This is a genomic window from Mycolicibacterium chubuense (assembly GCF_001044255.1).
Taxonomy (GTDB): Bacteria; Actinomycetota; Actinomycetes; order Mycobacteriales; family Mycobacteriaceae; genus Mycobacterium; species Mycobacterium chubuense.
The window spans coordinates 17166-37640 of the sequence record NZ_JYNX01000054.1 but is presented as its reverse complement, the minus strand read 5'-3'; the positions used below and the strand labels follow the sequence as shown (position 1 = coordinate 37640).

Annotated in this window: 2 protein-coding genes and 1 pseudogene; all 3 read right to left on the bottom strand. The window is 70.8% G+C overall.

Going from position 1 to position 20475, the window contains the following annotated elements; translation table 11 throughout:
- Positions 1-11484 (bottom strand): non-ribosomal peptide synthetase (locus MCHUDSM44219_RS31730; protein ID WP_461786655.1); only part of this gene is annotated, 11484 nt, incomplete at its 3' end.
- Positions 11481-15325 (bottom strand): annotated as a pseudogene (locus MCHUDSM44219_RS31620) (condensation domain-containing protein); the annotation flags it as partial. The pseudogene MCHUDSM44219_RS31620 and the gene MCHUDSM44219_RS31730, both read right to left, overlap by 4 nt.
- A gap of 1 nt (position 15326) precedes the next feature.
- Positions 15327-20462: non-ribosomal peptide synthetase (locus MCHUDSM44219_RS31105; protein ID WP_236695502.1), on the bottom strand; the 5136-nt coding region annotated here is incomplete at its 3' end.
- Between the last annotated feature and the right edge of the window lie 13 nt (positions 20463-20475).

Genomic DNA, 20475 nt, shown 5'->3' with positions numbered 1-20475 from the left:
CACGATGACGAGTCGTCCGCCGCCGAGCAGCGCCGCCCAGATCTCCCAGACCGAGAAGTCGAATCCGTAGGAGTGGCACTGCGTCCAGACCTGGTGGGCGCCGAGCTCGGGCGGGGTGGACTCGGCGAGGTGGGCCAGGTTGCGGTGGCTGATCGCCACGCCCTTGGGCGTTCCCGTGGTGCCGGAGGTGTAGATCAGATAGGCGATGTCGTCGGGAACCGCACTCGCGACCGGGCTCGCCGGACCCGATGCGCGGTCGTCGGCGTCGACGACGGCGAGGTCCGCACCGGTGAGCCGGGACCTCAGCCCGGTGGTGGTCACGGCGGCGACCGGTGCGCTGTCGGCGAGCATGAAGCGGAGCCGCCCATCGGGATGCGCGGGATCGAGAGGCAGATAGGCCGCGCCGGTCTTGAGGACCGCCAGCATGGCGACCACCGCCTGCACCGATCGCGGCAGCAGCAACGCCACGGTCGTCCCCGGCCCGGCGCCGACGTCGATCAGCCTGTGCGCCAGCCGATTCGACTCCCCGTCGAGCTCCCGATAGCTCAGCGACCGGTCGGTGCCGGTGACGGCACTGCTGTCGGGGGTGCGCGCGACGTGTGCGGCGAACAGGTCCGGTACGGAGGCCGCCGCGGGGGCCGGTGCGGTGACCAGCGCGTGGTTTCCGAGCTGCGCCAACCGGGTGAGATCCGCCGCGTCGAGCAGACCGATGTCTGACAGGCGTTGATCCTGGTCGGCCAGGATCGCGGTCACCACCCGTTCGAGGCGCTCGACGAGCGTGCCGACGGTCTCGGCGTCGAACACGTCGGTGCGGAACTCGACCGTACCGGAAATGCCTGTCGGCGCGCCGGATTCGCTGTATCGCTCGGTCATCGAGAACGACAGGTCCATCCGCGCCGTGTGTGTCCGCACCGGAAGCTGGCTCACCTCGAGGCCACCGAGACCCATTCCGGCGGCGGGCATGTTCTGCCACGCCAGCATCACCTGCACCAGCGGATGGTGGGCCAGCGTCCGTGTGGGATTGAGCTTCTCGACGAGCGCTTCGAAGGGCAGATCCTGATGGTCGTAGGCGGCCAGGCTGCGCTGCCGGACCTGCGCCAGCACGTCGGCGATCGTCGGATCCCCGGTCAGGTCGACGCGCAACACGAGGGTGTTGACGAAGAAGCCGACGAGCTCATCGAGCGCCGGATCGGTGCGGCCGGCGATCGGGAAGCCGACGGCCACATCGGAACTGGAACTCAACGCCGACAGCAGGACCGAGAGCGCGGTCTGCACCACCATGAAGCCGGTGGCGTTGTGCGTACGTGCCGTCTCGCGGATCCGCTGCTGCAGAATGGCCGACCACTCGAAGGTGATCTGGTCGCCGCGCTGGTCGGCGACGGCGGGATAGGGCCGGTCGGTGGGGAGAGCGATGCGCTCGGCCATCCCCGCCAGGGCATCCCGCCAGTAAGCCAGCTGGGCGCCGATCGGACTCGCCGCGTCGTCGAGGCTGCCGAGGTGATCGCGTTGCCACAGCGCGTAATCGACGTACTGCACGCCCAGCTCGGGCCAGTTCGGCGCGTGGCCCTGGCAGCGGGCCGCGTAGGCGACCCCGAGGTCGCGAGTCAGCGGTGCGACTGACCAGCCGTCGGCGGCGATGTGGTGCACGACGCCCACGAGGACGTGCTCGTGCTCGGCGACGCGGAACAATGTCGCCCGCAGCGGGATGTCGCACTCCAGCCGGAACGCGTGGCGTCCAGCCGCCTCGACCGCGTCGGTGAGATGGGCGGGCGAGAACCCGGTGGCGTCGACGACCTCCCACCCGAATTCGGCCTCCTCGGCGGGCACGACGAGCTGACGGGGAACTCCCTCGGGGGCGACGACGAGGGTGCGCAGGCTCTCGTGGCGTGCGACGACATCGGCGACAGCCGCCGCCATCGCGTCGGTATCGAGGGCGCCGCGCAACCGGAGCCCGACGGCCATGTTGTAGACCGGTGACGGGCCCTGCAGCTGATCGATGAACCACAAGCGGTTCTGCGCGAACGACAACGGGATGACGGCCGGCCGTTCGACGGGGACGACGGGTGCGCGGGTGCCGGCGTGGGCGGCGAGGCGACCCGCGAGACCGGTGACGGTGGGCGCGTCGAAGACCGCGCGCACCGACAGGTTGACGCCGAGCGCGGCGCTGACCGCCGCTGCGAGGCGCATCGCCAGGATGCTGTCACCGCCGAGGTCGAAGAACGAATCGTCGATACCGACCCGGTCGACGCCGAGGACCGTGGCATAGGTGGCGGCGAGGATCTCCTCGGTGACCGTCCGCGGCGCGCGAAAGGGGGCGGTGCGGACGCGCTCGGGCGCCGGGAGCGCCCGCACGTCGAGCTTGCCACCGACGGTGAGCGGTAGCGCGTCCAGGGCGACGATGTCGGCCGGCACCATGTAGGACGGCAGAAGGTCCGAAAGCCGATGGCGCGCAGCGACGGGATCTGCTGTGCCGGTGACGTACCCGACGAGTCGGGTGACGCCGGTGTGGTCGCGCGCGGCGATCACCGCCGCCCGCTCGACGCCGTCCACGCCGGCCAGCGCCGCCTGCACCTCGCCGAGTTCGATGCGGTAGCCGCGGATCTTGACCTGATCGTCGGCGCGGCCGAGGTAGTGCAACTGCCCGTCAGCACGCCAGCGGACCAGATCGCCGGTCCGGTACATCCGGTCTCCGGGTCTGCCGAACGGGCACGGCACGAACCTCGATGCCGTCAGACCGGGGCGCCGGAGATACCCCACGCCGACGCCGCGGCCGGCGACGTAGAGTTCGCCGACCGTGCCGGGCGGCACCGGGCGAAGCCCCGCGTCGAGCACGAACAGCGCCGCGGTGGCCACCGGACCGCCGATCGGCGCAGGCCCCGTACCCGGCCCCAGCGGGGCACTCATGGCTGCGTACACGGTGCTCTCGGTGGGGCCGTAGGCGTTGATCGCCACGCGGCCCGGTGCCCACCGGTCGACGACGTCGGCCGAGCACGCCTCCCCGCCCAGCAGCAGCGCCACCGCCGGCAGTCGGTCGGGGTCCAGTGCGGTGACGGCCGAGGGTGTCTGGGTGAGGACGTTCACCCGCTCCCGCACCAGGAGGTCCTGGAAGTCGGTGGGGGAGACCACCACGTCGTCGGGCACCACCACCACCGTGCCGCCCGCCAGCAGCGCCGCCCAGATCTCCCACACCGAGAAATCGAAGGCGTATGAGTGGCACTGGGTCCACACCTGGCGCGCCGGCAGGGAAGCCGGCGTGCTGTCCACCAGGTGGGACACGTTGTGGTGGCTGACGACAACACCTTTCGGGGTGCCGGTGGTACCCGAGGTGTAGATCAGGTAGGCGAGATCACCGCCGGCAGGCAGGGCCAGTCCGGACTCTGCACGGGGACCGGCGGCGGGATCGTCGATATCGACGATCCCGACCGTGAACTCCTCGAGACGATGGCGCAGCGCAGCGTTCGTCACCACAGCGACCGGGGCGGCGTCGCCGATCATGAACGCGATCCGCTGTTCCGGCAACCCGGGGTCGATCGCCAGGTAGAACGCGCCGGACTTGAGTGCGGCCAGCATCGCGACGATCGCCCGATCGGAGCGCGGCAACAGCACGGCCACACAGTCACCCGCGCGCACGCCGCGCTCGACCAGCAGACAGGCCAGTCCGTTGGACGCCTCCTCGACGTCCCAGTAGGTGAGGCGGTGCTCCCCGCAACGGACCGCGATCGTGTCCGGCGTGGCCAGTGCCTGCGCGCTGAACCGTTCGGGAACCGAGGCGGTGACCGGTGTCCGCGCGGCGAGGATCTCGCGGTTGCCCCACTCGTCGAGCAGGGCGCGTTCGCCGGGTGCCAGGACGTCGGTCGCCGACAGACGCTGCGCCGGGTCGGCCGCCATCGCGGTCACTGCCCGCTGCAGTCGACCGACCAGCGCGTCGATGCTTCCCGCGTCGAACATCTCCGTGTCGTACTCGACGCGAAGCGACAGCCGATCGCCCGGCATCGCCTGCAGCGTCAGGGGATAGTGGTTCGTCTCGTGCGCGGTGACGTCGGAGATCACCAGGTCGCCGACGGCCGTCATGGCCGACGCGTCGAGGGGATAGTTCTCGAACACGAACAGCGTGTCGAAGAGTTGGTCCTGGCCTGTGATGCGGTGGATGTCGGCGAGGGGGATGTGCTGATGGTCGAGGGTGCGGTGGTGGTTGTCGGACAACTGCGCCAGCAGCTCGGTCGTCGTCGTGGTCGGGGTGATCCGCGCCCGGATCGGCACGGTGTTGATCAGCAGGCCGACCGTGACGTCCGCGCCGGGGAGTTCGGCGGGCCGCCCCGACACGGCCGTCCCGAACACCACGTCGTGGTGGCCGGTGAGCCACGTCATCGCCTGTGCCCACAGCGCCTGCAGCACCGTGTTCACGGTGGTGTGGTGGCGGCGCGCCAGCTCGCCGACCGCGCGCGTCGTCTGATCGCTCAATTGCGTCGACATCGACCCGCGCGGTCCGGATCTGGTCCGGTCAGGCGGGGCCACCAGCGTCGGGCTGTCGACGCCGTCGAGCACGTCGCGCCAGGCGGCGACGGCGGTGTCGCGGTCGCGGCCGGCCAGCCATTCCACGTACCGGCGGAATGATCCGGCGGGTGGCAACCGGTGCCCGGCGTAGGCGGCGAGGATGTCGCGCATCAGGATCGGCAGTGACCAGCCGTCGAGCACGATGTGGTGGTTGGTGAGCACCACGCGGTGCCGGTGGGTGGCGGTCCGGATGACGGCTGCCCGGAATGCCGGTCCGTGGGTCAGATCGCACACCGCGGCGCGCTCGTCGGCACACAGCTGCGCGATCTGATCCGTGTCGGCGAGTTCGCAGTACTGCCAACTGATGTCGGGATCGACGGGGATCACCTGGATCGGCGGGTCGGACTCGCCGGAGAAGCGCGCGGCCAGGGTGGGATGGCGGCGCACAACGGTCTGCACGGCGGTGTGCAGCACCTCGGGATCGAGTGGACCGGTGATCGTCACGTCGAGCTGCATCGCGTACACGTCGCCGCGCTCACCGCTGTCGCGCGCCGCGGCGGTGTGGAAGAGCAGGCCTTGCTGCAGTGGGGTCAGCGGAAGAACGTCGGCGATGCGGTGATGCCGGCCGAGTTCGTCGATGCGCTGCTGGCTGAGCACGGCGGGCAGCAGGTCCGACGGGGTGAGCCCGCCGCCGCCCTGTGCGACGTGAGTGCAGATCCCGGCGAGCGCGTCGAAGAACAGCTCGCCGAGCAGGCGGATCTGCCCGTCGGGCAGCACGGAGGTCGCCCACATCCAGGTGGCCTGGAGCTGTGGCCCGGCGCCGGTGTCGACGGCCGCGGCCGTGAGTTCGACGCTGTGGCCCAACGGCATCGGTACCGCAGACCCGGCGTCGCTGACCCACGAGCCGTCGGTGGCGGGGCGCCACAGCCAGTCGGGCAGATCGGTGGCCAGGTCCATCTGCCCGAGATAGTTGAAGCCGAGGCTGGGGTCGGGGCCGGTCAGCCCGCTGTCGGGCTGCAGGTAGCGCAGCAGTCCGTAGCTCACGCCGTCGGGCAGCTCGCGGAGTTGTTCCTTGACGCTCTTGATCACCGTCCCCAGCGCCGGATCGCCGGATCTGACCTGTTCCCAACGTAATCGGTCGATGTGCATCGCGACGGGATACTTCGTGGTGAACCACCCCACCGTGCGGGACAGATCGACGCCGGCGAACAACTCCTCGTGGCGGCCGTGGCCTTCGACGTCGATGCCGACCGCGGGCCCGCTGTCGAAGCACTCGGCGCAGGCCAATGCGAAGGCGATCAGCAGGATGTCGGTGATGCCGGCGTGGAAGGCGGCCGGCACGTCGCCGAGGAGTCGCCGGGTGAGCGTGGCGTCCCACACCGCCGTGTGGCGACCGGCGTCGGCGTAGGTGTCGACCGTCGGGTCGGGCGCGGGCAGGAGTGCGGGGACCGCCTCGACGCGCTTCCACGCCGCGGCGTCGGTGAGCACCGATCGCGCGTGGCCGGACAGCAGAGACGCCCACCGCGCGAACGATGTGCCTGCGCCGGTGAGCGTGATCTGCTGTCCCTCGCGGTGCTGGGACCACGCGGTATTGAGGTCCTCCAGCAGGATTCGCCACGACACCGCGTCGACGGCCAGGTGGTGCACGATCAGCGCCAGTCGGCCGGTGGTGTCGGCCCACACCGCGGCGAGCATCACTCCGGCGGCAGGGTTCAGGCGTGCCCTGGCCGCCGAGATCGCCTGCCGGTCGAGCACGTCGACCGTCGTCAGGCAGTCGGCGGCCGACACCGAACCGGGATCGGGGACTCGCAGCGAGCCGTCGTCGAGGTGGAGGCGGAGCATGGGGTGCCGGTCGAGGAGCGCCTGCAGGAGCAGGACGACCGCGCTGCGACTGGCGCCCGCGGGAGCCTGCACGAGCACCGTCTGGTTGAACTCGTCGGTCGGCCCGTCGAGGTGGCGCAACCATTCCATGATGGGGGTCGGCGTCACCGGGCCGACACCGTCGTCGGCTGATTCCGTTGCAGCGGAGGCGATGTCGACGGCCCGGGCGAGCCGCGCCACCGTCTGTTCGACGAAGACGTCGCGGGCCCGGCAGAGCAGGCCCGCGGCCCGGGCCTGCGACACCACCTGCATCGACAGGATGCTGTCGCCGCCGAGGTCGAAGAAGGAGTCGTCGACGCCGACGCGGTCGCGGCCCAGCACCTGCGCGTAGATTCCCGCCAGGATCTCTTCGACGGCGTCGGTGGGCGCCCGGTACTGGTCGACGATCTCATCGGGCGCGGGCAGCGCGCGGACGTCGAGCTTGCCGCCGACGGTCAGCGGCAGCTCGTCGACGCCGACGATCGCAGTCGGGACGAGGTACGGAGGGAGCGCCTCGGCGAGTGCCCGCCGGGCGGCTGCGGGATCGGCTGTGCCGGTGATGTATCCGACGAGGCGGGGGTGGCCGGGGCGATCGTGCCGCGCGATGACGGCCGCGGTGCCGACGCCGTCGAGAGCGGCCAGCGCGGCCTGGACCTCGCCGAGTTCGATGCGATATCCGCGGATCTTCACCTGTTCGTCGGCGCGGCCCAGGTACTGCAGTGCTCCGTCTGCGCGCCACCGGACGAGGTCACCGGTGCGGTACATGCGCGCCCCGGGTCGACCGAACGGGCAGGCCACGAACCGGGACGCGGTCAGCGCGGTGCGTCCCAGATAGCCGGCGGTGACGCCGGGTCCCGCCACATAGAGCTCACCGACGGTGCCCTCGGGGACGAGGCGCAGGCGGTCGTCGAGGACGAACAGCGCCGCCGTGGACACCGGACCCCCGATGGGGGCGGCGCCGGAGCCGGGGCGCAGCGGTGCGCTCATGGCCGCGTAGACGGTGATCTCGGTGGGGCCGTAGGCGTTGATCAGCGTGCGGCCACCCGCCCACCGGTCGACGACATCGGCCGGGCAGGCCTCACCGCCGAGTAGTACCGCCACCGGCGGCAGGGCTGCCGGGTCCAAGGCGGTGATCGCCGAGGGTGTCTGGGTGAGCACGTTGATCTGCTCGTCCCGGATCAGGGACTGGAAGTCGGCGGGGGAGACGACCACGTCGTCGGGGACGACGACCAGACCGCCGCCCCCGAGCAGGGCGGCCCAGATCTCCCAGACGGAGAAGTCGAAGGCGTAGGAGTGGCACTGCGTCCACACCGGGCTGCGCGGCAGCGACGGCGGTGTGGACGCTGCGAGGTGGGCCAGGTTGGCGTGGGTGACGGCGACAGCCTTGGGCGTGCCGGTGGTGCCCGAGGTGTAGATCAGGTAGGCGAGGTCGTCTCCGCACTTTGCGGGAAGCGCTGCGGCCGAGACGATTGCGGTGTCGATGTCGTCGAGCACCACCGCCGGTCGGTCGGCAAGTCGGTCACGCAACCCCTCGGTGGTGAGGACAGCGACCGGGTCGGCGTCGGTGAGCATGAACGCCACGCGGCCGTCGGGCAGCGCCGGGTCGATGGCCAGATACGCCGCGCCGGCTTTCAGGATCGCCAGCATCGCTGTCACGGCGGCCGACGTGCGGGGCATCAGCAGGGCCACGACGGTTCCCGGGCCGGCACCGCGGCCGACGAGTGCGCGGGCGAGTCGATCCGATGTCTCGTCGAGTTCGCGGTACGTCAGTGTCTGTCCGTCGAACCTCACCGCGACGGTGTCGGGTGTCCGGGCAGCCTGGGCGGCGAAGAGGTCGGGGATCGACCCCGACGTCTCGGTGCCCGTCCACAGCGCCGCCCGGTTACCCAGCCGGTCCAGCCGGTCGTGATCGGCGCTGTCGAGCACGTCGATGACCGACACCCGCCCCTGCGGATCGGCGACCATCGCGGTGACCACCCGCTGCAGTCGCGCCGCCATCGCCTCGACCGTCACCGCGTCGAACACGTCGGTGCGGAACTCGACGGTGCCGGCGATGCCCGCAGGTTCGCCGGCGTCGGTGAAGCGCTCCGACAGCGCGAACGAGAGGTCGGTGCGCGCGGTGTGGGATGCCACCGGCATCTGGATGACGTCGAGTTCGCCCAGGCCGAACCGTTCGGGCAGTTCGTCGGTCTGCCAGGCCAGCAGCACCTGGACCAGCGGGTGCCGGGTCAGCGACCGCGCGGGACTCAACCGCTCGACGAGGACCTCGAACGGGACGTCGGAGTGCTCGTAGGCCGCGAGGCTGCGCCGGCGCACCTGCGCCAGCAGGTCGGCGACCGTGGGATCGTCGGCCACCTCGACACGCAGCACGAGCGTGTTGACGAAGAACCCGATCAGATCCTCGAGCGCGGCATCGTTGCGTCCCGCGATCGGAAAGCCGACCGCCACATCAGAACTGCCGCTCAGCCGGGACAACAGCACCGCCAACGCGGCGTGCACCACCATGAACCCGGTGGCGTGGTGGGCGCCCGCGGTGTCCCGGATCCTCCGGTGCAACTCCGCGGGCCAGTTCACGGTGATGGCCGCGCCCCGGTGATCGGCGACCAGGGGGTAGGGACGGTCCGTCGGGAGCGCGATCTGCTCGGGCATGCCGCCCAGCGCGTCGCGCCAGTAGTCCAGTTGCGCGCAGATCACACTGTCCGGGTCGTCGAGCTCGCCCAGCCGGGACCGTTGCCACAGCGTGTAATCCGCGTACTGGACCGGCAGTTCGGCCCACGACGGTGCCACCCCGGTGGACCGGGCGGCATAGGCGGCCCCGAGGTCACGGATCAGCGGTGCGACCGACCACCCGTCAGCGGCGATGTGGTGCACCACGCCGACCAGCACGTGCCGGTCCTCGGAGACGCGGAAAACTCTGGCCCGCAACGGGATCTCGGTGGCGAGATCGAAGGTCCCGGCGGCGACCTCCTCGACCGCGCGATGGAGTTCGGCCTCCGTCCAGCCGACGGCGTCGACGACGTGCCAGTGGCGCGCCGCCGAGGTCGTCGCCGCCAGCACCTGCTGGCGTGGCACGCCGTCGGTATCCGGGAACACCGTGCGGAGTGACTCGTGGCGGGCGACCACATCGTCCAAGGCGACAGTCAGCGCGCCGGTGTCGAGACGGCCCCGCAGTTCCAGCGCGACGGCCATGTTGTAGACCGGCGACGGTCCCTGCAACTGGTCGATGATCCACATCCGCCGCTGGGCGAAAGACAGCGGGACGACTGCCGGCCTGTCCATGGCCTGCAAGGGCATCCGGTTGCCGGAAGCACCCGTCAGGGTGGGGGCCAGCCGGGCCACGGTGGGGGTGTCGAACAGGGCACCCACGGCGAGGTCGGTGTCGAGCGCGTTGTTGATCGCGGCGACGAGACGCATCGCCAGGATGCTGTCGCCGCCCAGGTCGAAGAACGAGTCGTCCCTGCCCACCCGCGGCACCCCCAGGATGCGCGCGAACAATCCGGCCAGTGTCTCCTCCACCGCCGTGGCGGGGGCGCGGTAGGTGTCGTGGTCGCGGAAGTCGGGAGCGGGCAACGCGCCGGTGTCGAGCTTGCCGTTGACCGTCATCGGCAGTGTGCCCATCACCACCACCGCGGCGGGCACCATGTAGGGCGGGAGGCGATCGGCCAGCGCGGTGCGCAGCGTCGTCGGATCCACCGGTGTGGAGCCTGATTCGGTCACGTAGCCGACGAGGCGCTTGGTCCCGGGTTGATCTTCGCGGACGATGACCACCGCGTGCTCGACGCCGTCGAGGTCCGCCAGCGCCGCGCGCACCTCGCCCAGTTCGATGCGGTAGCCGCGGATCTTGACCTGATCGTCGGCACGGCCGAGATACTGCAGCTGGCCGTCGGCGCCCCACCGGACGAGGTCGCCGGTGCGGTACATCCGCCCAGCGGGATCGAAGGGGCAGGCCACGAACCGCGACGCCGTCAACGCCGGCCTACGCACATAGCCGACGCCGACACCCCGGCCGGCGACGTAGAGTTCGCCGACGACGCCGGCCGGCACCGGGCGCATCCAGCGGTCGAGGACGAACAGCGCGGCACCGGGCACCGGCGCGCCGATGGGGACCACGGTCGCCGACGGTGTCAGGGGTGCGCTGATCGTGGCGTACACCGTGGTCTCGGTGGGGCCGTAGCCGTTGATCATCGTGCGCCCGGGCGCCCACTGCCGCAGCACTTCCGGTGGGCAGGCCTCGCCGGCGACCATCACCGCGACCGAGTCCAGGCTGTCGGGGGACAGCGCGGTCAGCGCCGTCGGCGTCTGGCTCAGCACCGTGACCTGTTCGGCGATCAGTAACGCATGGAACTGCTGCGGTGTGGCCGTCACGTCCGCAGGTACCACGACGAGTCGTCCGCCGTGCAACAGCGCGCCCCACATCTCCCACACCGAGTAGTCGAACGCGTACGAATGACACTGTGTCCACACCTGATCCGGGGACATCGGGATCCCGACGTCGATGCGGTCGAACAGCCGGGTCACATTGGCATGCGTCACCGCAACACCTTTGGGCGTTCCGGTGGTTCCCGAGGTGTAGATGATGTGGGCGATGTCGTCGGGCGCGGGATATCCGGTCGGAGCCGGCGCGGGACCTCCGTCGAACGTGGAGTCGTCGATGCGCACGACCGGAAGTCCGGCCTCGGCGAACCGCCCGGCCAGATCGTCGGTGGTGACCGCGGCGACCGGCGTGCCATCGGCGACCATGAACTCGACCCGCGCCGTCGGGTGGGCGGGATCGATCGGCAGGTAGGCGGCACCGGCCTTGAGGATCGCGAGGATCGCGATGACGGCGTGCGCCGAGCGTTCCATCAGGACGGCCACGCACTGCCCGGGACCCGCACCGGACCCGATCAGGCGGTGCGCCAGCAGGTTCGACGCCTCGTCCAGCTCCCGATAGGTCCACGATCGGGCACCGGCGGTGAGTGCCGGGGCGGCCGGGCGTCGCGCCACCTGCGCGGCGAACAGTTCCGGGATCGAGACTGCGGCCGCGCTCTGGGTGAGGACGGCCCGGTGACCCCACTCGTCGAGGTCGGCATGTTCGTCGTCGTCGAGGAGGTCGATCGACAGCAGTCGGCGGGTGGGGTCGGCCGTCACGACGAATGCCCCGGCACCGCGGTCATGGCGGTCAGCACCCGCTTGAACCGCTTGGTCAGCGCTTCGATGCTGTGGGGTTCGAACACGCCGGTGTCGAATTCGATGCGCAGACCGAGCCGTTCGCCGGGCTGGGCGATCATCGCCAGGGGGTAGTGGTTGAACTCGCGGGTGGCGATCTCGGTCACGGCCAGCTTGCCCCCGAACAGCGCTGCGGTGTCCATCGGATAGTTCTCGTAGACGAGGATGGTGTCGAACAGCCTGCGGTGTCCGGTGGCGCGGTGGATGTCGCTGAGCGCCAGATGCTGGTGGTCGAGGGTCCGGGTGTGTGCCTCCTGCAGCTGCTCGAGCAGGCTCGCGATCGTCGTGTCGGCGTCGATGCGGGCGCGCACCGGCACGGTGTTGATCAACAGGCCCACCATCGAATCCGCGCCGGGGACGTCGGTCGGGCGTCCGGAGACGGCGGTGCCGAACACCACGTCGTGCTGACCGGTCAGCCACATCAGCAGTTGCGCCCAGGCCGCCTGCAGCACCGTGTTCACGGTGGTGTGGCACGAACGTGCCAGATCGTTGAGCGCCGCCGTGGTCTCCCCGGTGATCCGGATCGAGGTCGTTCCGCGCGGACCCAGTCCGAGCCGGTCGGGATGGCCGACCAGCGTGGGTGTCTCGACACCGTCGAGTACCTCGCGCCACGCCTGGCGTGCGGCCGCGTCGTCCCGATCGGCGAGCCACGTGACGAAGCGCCGGAACGAACCGGCGGCGGGGAGACGGTGTCCGTAGTAACTGGCGAACAGGTCGCGCGCGAGGACGGGCAGCGACCAGCCGTCGACCACGATGTGGTGGTTGGTCAACACGATCCGGTGTTGCTCGGCGGCGGTGCGGATCACGGCCACGCGGAACGACGGTCCGTGGGCGAGGTCGCAGACGGCGGACCGCTCCGCCGCGCAGAGTTGCCGGATCTCCGACTCCAGGGTGACCGGATCGGCGATGTCACCGCACAGGTCGACGTACTGGTAGGGGACGGTGGGGTCGGCGGGTACGAGCTGCACCGGCCGATCGAACTGAGGGCAGAACCGCGCCGCCAGGTTCGGGTGCCGATCGAGCACGGTGTCCACCGCCTCCCGCAGCCTGCGAGGCTCGAGGGCGCCCTTCACGGTGAGTTCCAGTTGCATCGCGTACACGTCGTCGGCGTTGGCCGCGGCGCTGTTGGCGTGGAACAGCAGACCCTCCTGCATGGGGGTCAGCGGCAGGATGTCCTGGAGCCCGTGCCGCTCTTCGAGGGTGTCGATCTGCTGTTGGGTGAGGACCGCGGGGCTGATGTCGGAGGGGGTGAGACCGCCACCGCCACGGCGGACATGGGTGCAGATGCCGGTGAGTGCGTCGGTGAAGAGCTGGCTGAGGCGCTGGATGTCGTTGTCGCCGAGTGCCGATCGAGCCCAGGTCCACGTGGTGTCGAGCTGGGGTCCGGTGGAGGTGTCGACGGCGGCGGTGGTCAGTTCGAGGGTGTGGCCGAGAGGCATCGGGATCTGGGCTGCGGCGGCGGTGAACTGCATGCCGGTGGTGCTGGGGTGCCACATGTCGTCGAGTTCGCCGGTGCCGGGCCGGCTGGTGCGGCCGAGATGGTTGAACCCCAGGGTGGGTTCGGGTCCGCGCAGCGGCAGGGTGTCGGTGAGGTGGCGCAGAAGGCCGTAGGTGAGACCGTCGGGCAGGGCGCGCAGCTGTTCCTTGGCGCGCTTGATGATCGGGCCCAGGGCGGCGTCGCCGGTGCTGATCTGCTGCCAGGTCAGGCCGGTGGTGTCGAGGGCGACGGGGTGGGTGGTGGTGAACCATCCGACGGTGCGGGACAGATCGAGGTCGGGGGCGAGGGTGTCGTCGCGGCCGTGGCCTTCGACGTCGATGCCGATCGGTGCGCGGCGCCCGGTGAACTCGGTGCAGGCCAGCGCCAGCGCGATCAGCAGGATGTCGGTGATCCCGGTGTGGAACGCCGCGGGCACTTCGGTCAGCAGATTGCGGGTGGTGCGACTGTCCAGGGTGGTCGTGAGCCGGCCGGCCCGCGCGTAGGTGTCGGTCGTGGGGTCGGGTGGCGGTAGAACCGGCGCAGTGTCCAGAACCCGTTGCCATGCAGCGGCGTTGGCGGTGACCGTCGGGGAGGCGGCGTGGCCGGTGAGGAGCCGGGCCCAGGTGCGGAACGAGGTGCCGGTGATCGGCAGGGTGGCGGGGTGTCCGGCGCGGTGGTGTGCCCAGGCCACGTTGAGGTCTTCGAGCAGGATCCGCCAGGACACCGCGTCGATCACCAGATGATGCACCATCAACGCCAGTTCGCCGGTGGGAGAGGCGAATACCGCGCGCACCATGGCGCCGGCCGCCGGGTCCAACTGCGCCCGAGCGGAGACGAGCGTCTGCTCGGTCAGCTGCTCGACGGTGCGCAGGCATTCGACGGCGTCGAGGGTCTGCGGTGGGGGGACGGTCAGCGTCCCGTCGTCCTCGAGGCGGGCGCTCAGCATGCCGTGGCGGTCGATCAGCGCCTGCAGGAGCACCACGACGTCGTCGACGCTCACGCCGGGAGGCGCCTGGACCACCATGGTCTGGTTGAACTCCCGTGTCGGCCCCGGCACACCGTGCAGCCACCGCATGATCGGGGTGGCCGGCGCCGCACCGGTCCCGTCGTCGATCGGCCCCGACGCACCGTCGACGCTCTCCACCACGCGGGCCAGTCGGGCCACGGTCTGTTCGACGAAGATGTCGCGGGGCCGGCAGCGCAGTCCGGCGGCATGTGCCTGGGCGACCACCTGCATCGACAGGATGCTGTCGCCGCCGAGGTCGAAGAACGAATCGTCCATCCCGACCCGGTCGAGCCCCAGGACTCGGGCGTAGATGCGGGCCAACGTGTCTTCGACGGGGTCGCCGGCAGACCGGTAGTGCTCGCCGGACGAATGGCCCGGCGCCGGCAGCGCATCGGTGTCGAGCTTGCCGTTGACGGTGCGGGGCAGGGCGTCGAGGGCGACGACGGCGGCGGGCACCATGTAGAAGGGCAGTCGGTCGGCCAGAGCGGCGCGCACCGCCGTGGGGTCGGCGGTACCGGTGAGGTAGGCGACGAGGTGTGTGCCGGTCGGTCCGTCGTCGCGGGCGACGACGACGGCTTGGTCGACATCATCGAACGCGGTGAGTGCGCTCTGGATCTCGCCGAGTTCGATGCGGTGGCCGCGGATCTTGACCTGGTCGTCGGCGCGGCCGTGGTAGCGCAACTGGTCGTTGCGTCCCCAGCTGACCAGATCGCCGGTCCGGTACATGCGGGTGCCCGCCGCCCCGAACGGGCAGGCCACGAAATGGGTTGCGGTCAACGTGGCGCGGTGGCGATAGCCCACCCCGACGCCCTGCCCGGCGATGTACAGCTCGCCCGTCACACCGGGCGGCACGGGACGGAGGTGATCGTCGAGCACGAAGACGGCAGCGGTCGGCACGGGCCCACCGATCGGCGCCGGACCCGAACCCGCCCGCAGCGGTGGGCTCATGGACGCGTACACAGTGCCCTCGGTGGGACCGTAGGCGTTGATCAGCACGCGTCCCGGAGCCCAGCGGTCGACGACGTCGGCGGGGCAGGCCTCCCCGCCGAGGAGCACCGCCACGCCGTCGAGCCCGTCGGGCGGGAGCGCGGTGATCGCCGACGGGGTCTGGGTCAGCACCGTGACGCGCTCGTTCTTCAACAGCGTGTGGAAATCCGGCGGGGAGGCTGCGACCTCTTCGTCGACGATGACGAGTCGTCCGCCGCCGAGCAGCGCCGCCCAGATCTCCCAGACCGAGAAGTCGAATCCGTAGGAGTGGCACTGCGTCCAGACCTGGTGGGNGACGATGACGAGTCGTCCGCCGCCGAGCAGCGCCGCCCAGATCTCCCAGACCGAGAAGTCGAATCCGTAGGAGTGGCACTGCGTCCAGACCTGGTGGGGGCCGAGCTCGGGCGGGGTGGACTGGGCGAGGTGGGCCAGGTTGTGATGCGTGATCGCCACGCCCTTGGGCGTTCCCGTGGTGCCGGAGGTGTAGATCAGATACGCGATGTCATCGCCGGTGGCCGCACACACCGGCGTGCCGGGCTGCTCGCCGAGGTCCGTGTCGTCGAGGGTGAGCACGGTGAGGTCGGTGCAGGACAGCCGGGCGCTCAGCGCCGCGGTGGTGATCGCGGCGACCGGGGCGCTGTCGTCGATCATGAACCGCAGCCGGCGGTCGGGGTGGGCCGGATCGAGGGGGAGGTAGGCGGCGCCGGTCTTGAGTGCCGCGACCATCCCGACAACGGCGTCGGCGCAGCGGTCGAACAGCACGGCCACCGTGCGACCGGGTCCCGCCCCGTGGGCAATCAGCAGGTGCGCCAACCGGTTGGCTGCGTCGTCGAGCTCGCGGAAGGTCAACGACCGCCGGCCGTGGGTGAGGGCCACCGCGTCGGGGGTGCATCGGACGTGCGCGGCGAACAACTCCGGCACCGAGGTGGCGCCATCACCGCGGCCGCGCAGCGCCGCGACGTTGCCGGTGATGCCGAGGTGGGCGTGCTCTGTGCTGCTGAGGATGTCGACGGCCGACACGCGCTGTTGCGGATGGGTGATCGCCGCGGTCAGCACGCGGTGCAGGCGGTCGACGATCGCGGTGACGGTGTTGGTGTCGTAGACGTCGGTGCGAAACTCCACTGTGCCCGAAATGCCTTGTGAATCCCCGGCTTCGGTGAACCGCTCCGACAGCGAGAACGACAGATCCATCCGCGCGGTGTGCGTGTCCACCGGCAACCGGTTCACCTCGAGATCGCCCAGGGTCAGTCCCGCGGCGGGGGAATCGGCCGGTCCGGGCACGTTGTGCCAGGACACCGCCACCTGAACGAGGGGATGATGGCTCAGCGTTCGCGCCGGGTTGAGCCGTTCGACGAGCACCTCGAACGGCACGTCGGAGTGCTCGTAGGCGGCCAGGCTGCGCTGGCGCACCTGGTCGAGCACCTCGGCGATCGTGGGGTCCCCGGACAGGTCGACCCGGAGCACCAGCGTGTTGACGAAGAAACCGACCAGATCGTCGAGCGCGGGATCGTCGCGTCCCGCGATCGGGAAGCCCACCGCCACATCGGTACTCGCGCTGAGCCGGGACAGCAGCACCGCGAGCGCGGTCTGCACCACCATGAAGGCGGTGGCGTTGTGCTCGGCGGCCACGTCCCGGATCCGCTGCTGCACCTCCGCGGGCCACTCCACGGCCACGGTCTGCCCGCGGCCGTCGGCGATCGCCGGGTACGGCCGGTCGGTGGGCAGCGCGACCCGCTCGGGCATCCCTGCCAGCGCATCGAGCCAGTACGCCACCTGCCGCCCGATCACGCCGTCGGCGTCGTCGAGGTCGCCGAACAGCTGCCGTTGCCACAGCGTGTAATCCACGTACTGCACTGGCAACTCGGCCCATCCGGGCGCCGCGCCCGAACACCGGCTGGCGTAGGCCTGACTCAGGTCGGCCAGCATCGGACCGACCGACCACCCGTCGGCGGCCACGTGATGGACCACCCCGAGCACCACGTGCTCGGTGTCGTCGATGCGGAACACGTTGGCGCGCAGCGGAACCTCACGAGTGAGATCGAACACGTGAGCCGCGGCCCGCTGGAGCGCCGCATCGAGGCGGGCCGGCGTCCACCCTGCCGCGTCGACCACCTCCCACCCGATGTCGGCCTGCTCCGGCGGGATCACCTGCTGGCGCGGTACGCCGTCGGTGTCGGGGAAGACGGTCCGCAAGGGCTCGTGGCGGGCCGCCACATCGGACAGCGCCGCGCGCAGCGCGGCCACGTCGAGTGCTCCGTCGATGCGCAGCGCGATCGGCATGTTGTAGGTCGCGTCGCCGGCGTCGAAGCGGTTCAGGAACCACAACCGGCTCTGCGCGAAGGACAGCGGGATCACGTCCGGCCGCGCGGCTCTGACCAGAGGGGGTCGTCCGCCGGCGCCGGCGCCGAGCCGGGGCGCGAGCAGCCCGACCGTGGGGGCGTCGAACAGGTCGCGCACCGCGAGCGCGGCGTCCAGTGAGCTGTTGATGGTCGCGACGAGGCGCATCGCGAGGATGCTGTCGCCGCCGAGATCGAAGAACGAGTCGTCCACTCCCACCCTGGCGGCGCCCAGCACGTCGGCGAAGATGCCGGCGAGGATCTCCTCGACCGCGGTGGCGGGGGCGCGGAATCCGCCGTCGGCATACTCCGGGGCGGGCAGGGCGCGCGTGTCGAGCTTCCCGTTGACCGTCAACGGCAGGGTGTCGAGCACGACGACGGCGGCCGGCACCATGTATGGCGGGAGCCGGTCGGCGAGTGCGGCCCGTACGGATCCCGGATCGACAGCACCGGTGCGGGATTCGACGACATAGGCGACCAGCCGCCTGTCGCCGGCGCGGTCCTCCCGGGCGACGACAGCGGCCTGGGCGACCGTGTCGAGCGTCACCAGCGCTGCCTGGATGTCGCCGAGTTCGATCCGGTACCCGCGGATCTTGACCTGATCGTCGGCCCGCCCGAGGTAGTGCAGCTGCCCGTCGGTGTCCCACCGCACCAGGTCCCCGGTGCGGTACATCCGGTCCCCGGGGCGGCCGAACGGGCACGGCACGAACCGCGACGCGGTCAGGCCGGGCCGCCGAACGTATCCCAGACCGACGCCGCGGCCGGCGACGTAGAGTTCGCCGACCACGCCGACCGGTACCGGCTGCAGCCACCCGTCGAGCACGAACAGCGCCGCGGTGGACACCGGCGCCCCGATCGGTGGCACGCCCGAACCGGGAGCCAAGGGGGTACTGGCGGACGCGAAGATGGTGGTCTCGGTGGGACCGTAGACGTTGGTGAGATTCCGGCCCGGCGCCCAGCGGTCGACGACCTCGGCGGGGCACGCCTCGCCACCGACCAACACCGACATCGACGCGAGGCGGTCCGGGCTCAGAGCCGCCAGCGCCGACGGTGTCTGCGCCAGCATCGTGACCTGCTCGCTGACCATCAGTGCATGGAAGTCGCCGGGCGACCGTGCCACCGACTCGGGGACCACCACGAGCCGCCCGCCGTGCAGCAGGGCGCCCCAGATCTCCCAGACCGAGAAGTCGAACGCGTAGGAGAAGAACTGCGTCCACACCTGATCGGCGCCCAGGTGCGTGCCGACGTCGATCCCGTCGTAGAGCCGCGTGACGTTGTGATGCGTGACGGCAACGCCTTTGGGCACACCGGTGGTTCCGGAGGTGTAGATGATGTGAGCGACGTCGTCGGGGGCCGGTCCGGTGAGCGGTGCGCACGGCAGGTCGTCGGCGAACGGGTGGTCGGCATCGACCACCGGCAGTCCGCAACCGGCGAACCGCGGCGCCATCACCGTCGTGGTGACCGCGGCGACCGGAGCGGAGTCGCCGACCATGAACTCCAGCCTCGACTGCGGATGCGCGGGGTCGATGGGCAGGTAGGCCGCCCCGGTCTTGAGGATCGCGACGATCGCGACCACGGCCTGCGGGCAGCGGTTCATCAGCAGTGCCACGCACGCACCGGGCCGGGCGCCGTGCGCGGACAACACGTGGGCGAAGCGTTTCGCCGCGTCGTCGACGTCGCGGTACGTCCACGACCGGCCGTCGCCGGTCAGCGCGATAGCATCGGGGGTGCGCGCGACCTGGGCGGCGAATGCGTCCGGAATGCTCACCGCCGCAGCGGTTTCGGTCAGGATCCGGCGGTTGCTCCAGTCGTCCGGATCGTCGGCCCGCGCCCATCCGGCCGCATCGACAGACGACAGCGTGGCGTCCGGATCGGCGGTCATCGCGGTCAACAGCCTCTGCATGCCGCGTGCGAGATCCGCCACGTCCCGGGTCGCCAGCGGGTGTCCGGCGCCCGCCGTGCTGAGACAGAGATCGTCACCGGCCGCCGAGAAGAACAACCCGAACCCGCGGATCTGACCGGAGCTGGTGTACGACGCGGACGCGCAGACGCCGCCGAGATCGAGGGTGAACACCGACGGGATGAAGTTCACCGCGACCCGCCCGGCGAGGCCCTGAACCGGAAAGCGTTGATGCGCAATCACCTCGGTGATCCGCGCGTCGACCAGGGCGCAGAACTCCGCCACGGTCGCACCGGGCGGCACCGGCAGGACCAGCGGGACGACACCGGACATCATTGCCGGCAGCGCCTTGGACCGGTCGTCGACGCGCCTGCTGACCGGGAAGTCGAGCACCACCTCGGAACCACCGCCCGACCAGCTCCGGACCAGCAGTGCACAGGCGGCGGTGATGATCGACGACCGAGGTAGCCGCCACGCCCGTGCGAGATCGTGCACCCCGCGAAGTACCCTGCGGTCCAGGGGAATCGGGGCGGAGGGGCGGGGATCGACGGCGGTGCTCTCGTCAGCGGGCGGCCATTCCGGGCCGGGGCCGGCCGGCAGGTGCTCGGCCCAGAAAGCCGCGTCGTCGCGGTAGTCCGGGGAGGCGACGTATGCCTCCTCGATGTCGACGAGGTCGCGCAGCGATCCGAAGAAGGGCGGCGGAATCGGTGAGCCGGAGACGACGGCCGAGTAGACGGCGGCGATGCGATGGCCCATCAGCGCGATACCGAACCCGTCGGCGATGATGTGGTGGCAGCAGGAGAACCAGTAGAACGCAGCGGGACCGGTCTTGAACAACGCGAACGAGAACAGCGGACCGCTCCACGCCATCGGTGTGCGCTGGATCTGCGAGGCGATGGCGAAGGCTTCCCCGGCGGGGTCGGCTGCGGCGGTGAGGTCATGGAACGCGAGCTGCGCGGGTGCGTGATCGACGACCTGTTGGGAGACGCGTCCGTCGCGCTCGGTGAACGTCGCCCTGATCGGTTCGGTTTCCTTCACGACGCGGCGAATCGCCCATTCGAGCGGCCCCCGCTGCACCGGGCCGTCGATCTCGACGAACAGACCGAGCTGCCACTCGGTGCCGAAACGCCCCGTTTCCTGCGCGAGCCAGATGTCGAGTTGGCCGCGGGTGAGCGGCAGGTCGTCGTACGTCATCGGCGCCCCTCGA